Annotated in this window: 7 protein-coding genes and 1 rRNA gene; 7 read left to right on the forward strand and 1 reads right to left on the reverse strand. The window is 66.0% G+C overall.

Translation table 11 applies throughout. The annotated features are described in order from the left end of the window. Positions 1-207 precede the first annotated feature (207 nt). The 7 genes from AC1DP9_RS10630 to AC1DP9_RS10660 all read left to right on the forward strand — a co-directional run bounded on the left by AC1DP9_RS10630 (position 208) and on the right by AC1DP9_RS10660 (position 8290). On the forward strand, positions 208-765 hold the full coding sequence (locus AC1DP9_RS10630) for a sigma-70 family RNA polymerase sigma factor (RefSeq protein WP_441643796.1): 558 nt from the start codon (positions 208-210) through the stop codon (positions 763-765). 289 nt (positions 766-1054) lie between these two features. Next, on the forward strand, positions 1055-2464 hold the full coding sequence (locus tag AC1DP9_RS10635) for a lysine N(6)-hydroxylase/L-ornithine N(5)-oxygenase family protein (RefSeq protein ID WP_092294417.1): 1410 nt from the start codon (positions 1055-1057) through the stop codon (positions 2462-2464). 3 nt (positions 2465-2467) lie between these two features. Then, positions 2468-3718: an MFS transporter gene (locus AC1DP9_RS10640; RefSeq protein WP_477107303.1), complete on the forward strand. Its 1251-nt coding sequence runs from the start codon at positions 2468-2470 to the stop codon at positions 3716-3718. Beyond that, positions 3708-4331, forward strand: coding sequence for a GNAT family N-acetyltransferase (locus AC1DP9_RS10645; protein ID WP_477107304.1), 624 nt, complete (start codon positions 3708-3710; stop codon positions 4329-4331). Before AC1DP9_RS10640 ends, AC1DP9_RS10645 begins: the two co-directional genes overlap by 11 nt. A gap of 19 nt (positions 4332-4350) precedes the next feature. Beyond that, positions 4351-6189: an IucA/IucC family protein gene (locus tag AC1DP9_RS10650; RefSeq protein ID WP_477107315.1), complete on the forward strand. Its 1839-nt coding sequence runs from the start codon at positions 4351-4353 to the stop codon at positions 6187-6189. After that, positions 6189-6983, forward strand: a complete 795-nt coding sequence (locus AC1DP9_RS10655; RefSeq protein ID WP_477107305.1) for a siderophore ferric iron reductase — start codon at positions 6189-6191, stop codon at positions 6981-6983. The genes AC1DP9_RS10650 and AC1DP9_RS10655 overlap by 1 nt, the downstream gene beginning before the upstream one ends. Before the next feature lie 89 nt (positions 6984-7072). After that, positions 7073-8290, forward strand: a complete 1218-nt coding sequence (locus tag AC1DP9_RS10660) for an aromatic ring-hydroxylating oxygenase subunit alpha (RefSeq protein WP_477107306.1) — start codon at positions 7073-7075, stop codon at positions 8288-8290. Between the two features lie 61 nt (positions 8291-8351). Here the strand turns inward: AC1DP9_RS10660 and rrf are convergent. Further along, positions 8352-8443: ribosomal RNA gene (gene rrf, locus AC1DP9_RS10665) — 5S ribosomal RNA — on the reverse strand; the annotation flags it as partial.

Here is an 8443-nt window from a genome sequence, read left to right on the forward strand (position 1 = left end):
GCGTGCTGTCGCCATCGTGCGTGTAACAAGACGTATCTTCCTCGCATATCACGTCATTTAAGTCTGTGTTCAGCTTTCGTCCTCAGTGACCACTTGTGCGGCGCGGTCATTAATAAGAACGATTCGCATTTACTTTAGGATGGGCGCCTCGTTGAAAACGGTACATCCCCGCTGCGGGGAACGCATGGCCCTTCCCATGGAGTTCACATGACAGTGATCGACGATCGCACGCCCCCTGCCCGCGCTGACACGCCCCCTGCGCACGATCCATCCGGCACGGTTTTCCACACCTTCATCACGCAACGGCGCAACCTGCTTCACGCTGCCACCCGCATCCTGGGCTGCCCCTGCCTGGCCGAGGACGTATTGCACGACGCGTTTCTCAAGCTCTGTCAGGACCCCTGCCCCGAAGCCTTGCGCAGCGAGGCCAGCTACATCAGCCGGGTGGTGCGCAATCTCGCGCTGGATAGCTACCGGCGCCAACAATTGGAGAAGCGGCTATTCATCGGCGATGTGCCAGAGCAGGACGCACCGCTCGACACCAACTCGCCGGACTGCATCGCCATGGCACATGAGCAGACCACCTGCCTGCGTGACGCGATGCGGCGCCTGCCCTCGCGCACGCGCGACGCGGTGGTGCAGTACTACTACGAAGACCAGACGCAGAAACGCATCGCCGAGCGGCTGGGCATCTCGGCCACGATGGTCAACTTCATCCTCCAGGATGCGCGCAGCGCCCTCAGCGCGATGAATATCGCGCGCTGAGCGCACGGCTGCGCGATGACCGTCGCCCGCTGATCTCTGCGGCCGCGCGGTGGATGCCGCGCGCCGCTCTCCTTCCGCTTGCCGATCTTCCACACGTGCACGCGCCATGCGTGCCTCGCGCGTGCCCGGGCACGCGTAGCACGGCTTCGATGACGCGAGCCCGCACAGCCCCGCATGTTTTAAGTGAATGACATGGCCGAACTAAACGAATGACGAGGCCATTCGTCTTGATGGGTATCCCCCTTCCACTGCGGAAGCCTTCCTGTTTCGCGATCCACCAGGGCTAAACATGAGCAATGAAGATCCTTATGACTTTATCGGCGTCGGACTGGGCCCGTTCAATCTCGGCCTCGCGTGCCTGGCCGATCCGCTGCCCGGCGTACGCAGCCTGTTCCTCGAGAAGAAGGAAGCGTTCGGCTGGCACACGGGCATGCTCGTGGACGGCACGACGTTGCAGAACCCGTTCCTGGCCGACCTCGTGTCGATGGCAGACCCCACCAGCCGCTTCAGCTACCTGAACTACTGCAAGCAGCAGGGCCGCATCTACAACTACTACATCCGCGAGAACTTCTATCTGACGCGGCAGGAGTACGACCGTTACTGCAAGTGGGCCGCCGGGCAGCTGCCCAACGTGCGCTATCGGCAGGACGTGCTCGACATCCGTCACGACCCGTCGCTGCCCGGCTACGTGGTGAGTGGCGTCGATACGCACACCGGAACGCCGTTCCGGCATCGCGCGCGGCGGCTTGTGCTCGGCATCGGCAGCACGCCGAACCTGCCCGCCTGCTGCGCGGGCGAGCACGCGCCGATCCACACCTCCGCCTACCTCGCCAACAAGCGCTGGCTCCAGCAGCGCCGCACCATCACTGTCATCGGCAGCGGGCAGAGCGGCGCCGAGGTCTACCACGACCTGCTCAAGGACTGCGACACCCACGGCTATACGCTGAACTGGGTGACCCGCTCGCCGCGCTTCTTCCAGATGGAGAACGCCAAGCTCACGCTGGAGTTGATCTCGCCGGCCTACAGCGACCACTTCTACGACCTGGGCGAATCCGTGAAGACGCGCGTGCTGGAGGACCAGCGCAGCATCTACAACGGCATCAACAAGACGCTGATCGACCAGATCTACGACACGCTCGACGAAAAGCGCCACCGCGCCGGGGCCCGCACGCAACTGCTGACCAACCTCGCGCTGGACGGCATGCACTTCGACCCCGCCGCGCGCCAGTACGAGATGACGTTCCGCCACATGGATCTGGGCGAGGCCTACCGCCACGTGGCCGACGGCGTGGTCATGGCGACCGGCTACACGCATCGCGTGCCGGCCTTTATCGACGGCATTCGCGAGCGCATCCGCTGGGATGCGGGTGGCCGCTACCAGCAGGCGCGCAACTTCGCGGTAGACGTGCATGGCGACGAGATCTTCGTGCAGAACGCCGGCTTCCACAGCCACGGCCTGACCAACCCGGACCTGGGCATGGCCTGCCATCGCAATGCACGGCTGCTGCACGCGCTGACCGGCGTGGACCACTATCGCGCCGAGGCGCGCACCACGTTCCAGGACTTCGCCCCGCGCGCCAACAGCGGCTTCGAGCGAATCGAGGCGACGGAAGCTTCGGCAACCGTGCCGGCCCCCGGCAACGGCACGCCCATGCCGGCCCAGCCAGCGCTGGCGCAGCTGATCACGGTGGCGGGATAGACCATGAGCCTGCGACTCACCATCGTCATCATGTCCGCGTTCGGCGTCATCAGCGACGCCATCCTGATCGCGTTCTACCCGCAGTTCTTCGAAGTGCGCTACGGCATCACCAGCCCGGTGCACGTGGGCGCCTACATCGCCGCCATCTCCATCGCCGTGATGTGCACGCTGCCGCTCTGGGCGCGCGTGGCGCGGCGCGTGGAAACCATGCACCTGCTGGTCTACACCCAGCTCGTAGCCGGCACCTTCGGCGCCCTGAGCGCCTGGGCGGAGACGGTCACCGCCTTCTGGGTGCTGACCATGCTGATGTTCATGACCAAGAGCAGCTACCTGCTGATGTTTCCGTACCTGATGCGGCTGGAGAAGGCCGAGACGCACGGCGCCACCATCGGCCTGCTCTCGGTGGTGGTGCATATCGGCGGCATCTTCGGGGCGATGGCGGGCGGGATGGCGCTCCAGCAGTTCGGCCCGCGCACCTGCCTGTGGATGATGGCCGCTGGCGACTTCGTGCAGATGGCGCTGTGCATCTACCTGATCCGCACCGGCCGGGTGGTGCGCGTGCTGGGCACCGACGCGCCGCCGCCGGCGGCAGGCAGTGCCGCCAGCACGGCGCGGCGCGGCGCGCTGGGGCTGATCCTGCGCCTGAGCCTGCTGATGCTGCTGTTCGACTTCAGCGCCTACCTCGTCCGCCCGTTCTTCTCGGTGTACTGGGAAGCCATCTCCGGCATGCACAACCAGATGCTGACAGGGCTGGTGTTCGCGATTCCGGGCGTGGTCGCGCTGGGGGCGCTGATCGCCAACAAGCGGGCCACGCGGGACGGCCGCAAGCTGCTCGACCATACGCTCGGCAACCTGCTGCTGGGCACTGTGGGGCTGCTGTTGCAGGCGGCGCCGTCGCCGGCGCTGGTGCTGATCGGACGCTGCCTGTACGGGTGGTCGATGTTCCAGGTCATCGTGAAGCTGGAGGTGACGCTGTTCAAGGTCAGCACGCCGGACGCCTACGCCAAGGACTTCAGCATCGCCAACTTCTTCCAGAACCTGGGGGTGCTGCTGTCGTCGTTCGGCGCCGGGCTGATCGTGAGCCGCTTCGGCATCGAGGTGACCTTCGTGCTGGCCGCCGCCGGCATGCTGCTGACCGCCGCGCTGGACCGCTGGACCTTTGGGGTGGATCGTCGCCACGCGGCGCCAGCCGCGCAGCCTCAGACCGATGCCGCGGGTACCGCCGGACTTGCCGGAGCGCCCCATGCAAGCTGACCGCTGGGACATCACCCGTGGAAGCGCCGAGCCGATTCCCGCCGCGTTGCGCCCGTCGCTCCACCCGGCCATGACGATCCGGGCGCTGTCGCTCGACCACGACATCGGCCTGCTCCATCGCTGGTTCACCATGGACTACGCGCGCTTCTGGAACATGCAGGACCTGACACTCGATGAGACCCGCCGCTTCTACGCGGAGCTGCTCGCGAGCGGCCACGGCGGCGCCTACATGGGCCTCTGCGAGGGGGCGCCGGCGTTCCTGATCGAATGCTACGACCCCGCGCACGAGCCCGTCGGCACGCACTTCGCGCCGCGCGCCAGTGACATCGGCATGCATTTCTTTGTCGGGCCGCCGGCCGCACCGGTGCGCCACTTCACGCGCGACGTGCTGCGCCACGTCATGGCGCACACGTTCTACACGCTAGGCGCCCAGCGCGTGGTGGTGGAGCCCGATGCGCGCAACGACAAGGTCCATGCCCTGAACCGCGCCGTGGGCTTCGCCTACGACCGCCAGATCACCCTGCCGCAGAAGACCGCCTGGCTGGCCTTCTGCACCCGCCCTGATTTCGAACGATCCATCCGAGGAGATTTCACCGATGAACGCCCCGCTTGACGCCACCATCCACGCCACGTTGCAAGCCCAGACCACGCGCGAGCCGCGCCATGTGGTCAGCCACCTCGAACCGGCCGTCTGGGCCAAAGTGAACCGCCTGCTCGTGCGCAAGGCCATCGCCGAATACGCGCACGAGGTAGTCATCACGCCGGCGGCGCAAGGCGCGGCCGATGCGGACGGCTGGACCCGCTACCGCATCGACGCCGACACGCCCAACTGCCACTACACCTTCGACGGCCAGCCGATGGCCCTGCGCCACTGGCGCATCGATCCGGCCAGCATCGAGCGCGTGCTCGACGGCGCCAGCGTGCCGCTGGACGCGTTGACCTTCATCAACGACTTCAAGCACACGCTCGGCATTCCCGCCGACAAGTTGCCGGTCTACCTCGACGAGATCAGCAGCACGCTGTTCGGCGCCGCCTACAAGCACAACCCGCAGGCGCCGAGCGCAGAGGCCCTGCTCGACGCGGATTTCCAGACCTACGAGTGGGCGATGATCGAAGGCCACCCGGGCTTCGTGGCGAACAACGGCCGGCTCGGCTTCGATGCCGAGGACTACCGCGCCTTCGCCCCGGAGACCGGCTCGCGCTTCGCCGTGATCTGGCTGGCCGTGCATCGTGACAACGCCCACTTCGCCAGCATTCCCGGGCTGGACTACGAGGCCCACATGGCGAGCGAACTGGGCGAAGCGCGCCTGGCCGCGTTCCGCCAGGCGCTGGCGCAGGCCGATGTAGCGCCAGAGGACTACCTCTACATGCCGGCCCACCCGTGGCAGTGGTTCAACAAGCTCAGCATCGCGTTTGCCGCCGATGTAGCCAATCGCAAGATCATCCCGCTCGGCTACAGCGACGACCTGTACACCGCCCAGCAGTCGGTGCGCACGTACTTCAACGCCTCCCAGCCGGACAAGTGCTATGTGAAGACCTCGCTGTCGGTGCTGAACATGGGCTTCATGCGCGGGCTGTCGCCGTACTACATGGCCGGCACGCCCGCCATCAACGCCTTCCTGGACGGGCTGATCAACGACGATGCCACGCTGCGCGGCTACGGTTTCAGCATCCTGCGCGAGGTGGCGTCGGTCGGCTATCGCAACCGCTACTACGAGGCTGCGCTCGAGACGGACAGCCCCTACAAGAAGATGCTGTCGGCGCTCTGGCGCGAAAGCCCGCTCGGCAAGCTGCGCGAGGGTGAACGGCTGATGACGATGGCCGCGCTGCTCCACACCGACCCGCAGGGCGACGCCCTGCTGCCGGCGCTGATCCGCCGCTCGGGGCTCTCCGCGCGGACGTGGCTGCGCCAGTACCTGCGCGCCTACCTCGAACCGCTGATGCACTGCTTCTATGCGCACGACCTCGTGTTCATGCCGCATTGCGAGAACCTGATCCTGGTGCTGGAGGGGCATACCGTCGCGCGGGTGTTCATGAAGGACATCGCCGAGGAGTCGGCCATCCTGAACAAGGACGCGGTGCTGCCGGAAGGCATCCAGCGGCTCGCCGTGGACGTGCCCGAGGACTACAAGCTGCTCGGCATCTTCATCGACGTGTTCGACGGCGTGCTCCGGCACATGGCGCAGATCCTGGTGGAGGGCGGCAGCTGTTCCGAGGATGACTTCTGGCAGGTGGTGGCCGACAGCGCGCACGACTACCAGGCGGCGCATCCCGAGTTGCAGCACAAGTTTGCGCGCTACGACTTCTTCGCGCCGGACTTCCTGCACTCGTGCCTGAACCGGCTGCAACTCAAGAACAACCTGCAGATGGTGAACCTGGCGGATCCGGCGTCGAGCCTGACCATGGCGGGGTCGCTGCCCAACCCCGTGGCCGGCCGCGCCCGCTCCGCCAACGTCAAGGCGGCCGCCTGATGCTCGCGCCCGCGCCGGACCGGCTCCACGCGCTGCTGGCCACGGCGGCACGTGTGGTGCCGGGACTTGACGGCACCATCGGCACGATCGGCACGATCGGCGAGATCGACGGAATCGACGATGGCGGCGGCCGGGGCGGGCGCGCGTGGAGTGAGGCGCGCGCGGAGGACATCGCACCGATGGTGCGGCACCTCGGCGCGCATGTCCCCGAAGCCGGGGCGCACTATTGGTCACTTCGCGCTTGGGGATTGCATATCTGGCAACCGGTGTATCTCGGCATAGTCGGCGTGCATTGCTGTGCGTGCGCGCCGGATCTGTCGGCATTGTCCCAGCGCACCGAGGCGGGCGGCATCCACGGTTTCCGCATCGCGCCGCATACGCCGCGGCTGGGCGCGGAGGATGACGGGCTGCGGGGCGTCGCCCGCCAGATCGCCGAAGGCTGGACTCGGCTGCACGCGCAATGGCGTGACGTCGGCCCGCTGCCGGTCAAGGCGGCCGGCCGACTGCTGGCCGATTGCGTCCTCGGCGCCTTACTGTGCGTGCAGCGCGAGCGAACCGATTGGGACGCGCCGCGCATGCATGCGCTGGGACAACGCTGGCTCGAGGCCATCGGCCTGGGCGGCGAATGCGGTTTCCTCGCCTACCGCGATGGCAGCGGCGCCGAACGGCTCGCCCTCGCCCGCAAGGGTTGCTGCCTCCACTACCGCCGCACCGACGGCGAGATGTGCGCCACCTGTCCGCGCCAACGCGTACCCGAGCGCCTGGCACGACTCGCTGCCCGCGACGGGCCCTAGCCCGCGTCCCCTCTCTCACTCTTTTTTTGATTTTTCCTCGTATGCGTCCGCCATGCGCGGCGGCGCTCATCCGTGCAAGGAGAACACCCATGTCCGATCTGAGTCAGTCCTCCCATTTCGAAGCGGAGGCCCTGCAGTTATCGGTTTCAAGTTATTGCGATGAAGACGTCTTTGCAATGGAGATGGAACGCATCTTCCCGCGCAGCTCAAGCTATATCGGCCACGACCGCATGGTGCCCGACCCGGGAGACTGGCGCGCGCTGGGCCATGAGGACAACGCACGCGTCCTGGTGCGCACCGACCATGGCGTGGAATTGATCTCGAATGTCTGCCGGCATCGGCAGGCGCTCATGCTCGGCCAATACGGCCCCGGCGCGACTGCCGGCAACGGCCAGGGTAACCTGCGCGAGCGCGGCGGCAACATCGTCTGCCCGCTCCACGGCTGGACCTACGACAGCAGCGGCCAGTTGATCGGCGCACCGCAATTTCCTGAAAAACCGTGCCGGAACCTGGAGCGCTTTCCACTCCAGAACGTGAATGGCTTCCTGTTCGAGGGCCCGCGCAACGCCGCGCAAGACCTGCGCGGCCTGTTCGACCGGCCCGAACTGGATTTTGGCGACTACGTGCTCGACCACGTGGAAATGCACCGTTGCGACTGCAACTGGAAGACCTTCGTCGAAATCTACAACGACGACTATCACATCGGCCCCTTCCACCCAGGACTGGGCCGCTACGTGCATAGCGAGGGACTGAGCTGGGAATATGGGGATTGGTACAGCGTGCAGCGGATCGACGTGCATCCAACGCTGGAGATCGCAGGCACCGACACGTACCGTACCTGGCATGAGCGACTGCTCGCTTACGGCGATGGCCGGGTACCTGACTTCGGTGCGATCTGGGCGACCTATTATCCGACCCATATGATCGAGGTCTTCCCGTACGCGTTGGTGTTATCGACGCTATATCCGAAGGGTGTCCACGAGACGATGAACGTCATCGAGTTCTATTACCCGGAGGAGCTGGCCGCGTTCGACCGCGAACTGGTGGAGGCGCACCGCGCCGCCTATATGGAAACGGCGATCGAGGACGACGAGATTGCCGAGCGCGTAGACGCCGGCCGGCGCGCGCTATATCGACAAGGAAAGACAGATGCGGGTCCGTACCAGACCCCGCTGGAAGATGGCATGCGCCATTTCCACGGCTGGTATCGGAAGCTGATGGATACGCCGGTCGCGGCACCGATGCCGGTACGCGAGCCGGAAGCCACGGCGCGACGGACCATTCCGATCGCACGTGCAGTATGCTGAATCGGGAGCCCACAAAGCAAAACCCCCAGCCTTTATGGGGCTGGGGGTTCTGGGTATAAGAGCCTGGCGATGACCTACTTTCACACGGGTAGTCCGCACTATCATCGGCGCAAAGTCGTTTCACGGTCCTGTTCGGGATGGGAAGGGGTGGTT

The organism is Cupriavidus sp. 01L43, from assembly GCF_056399925.1.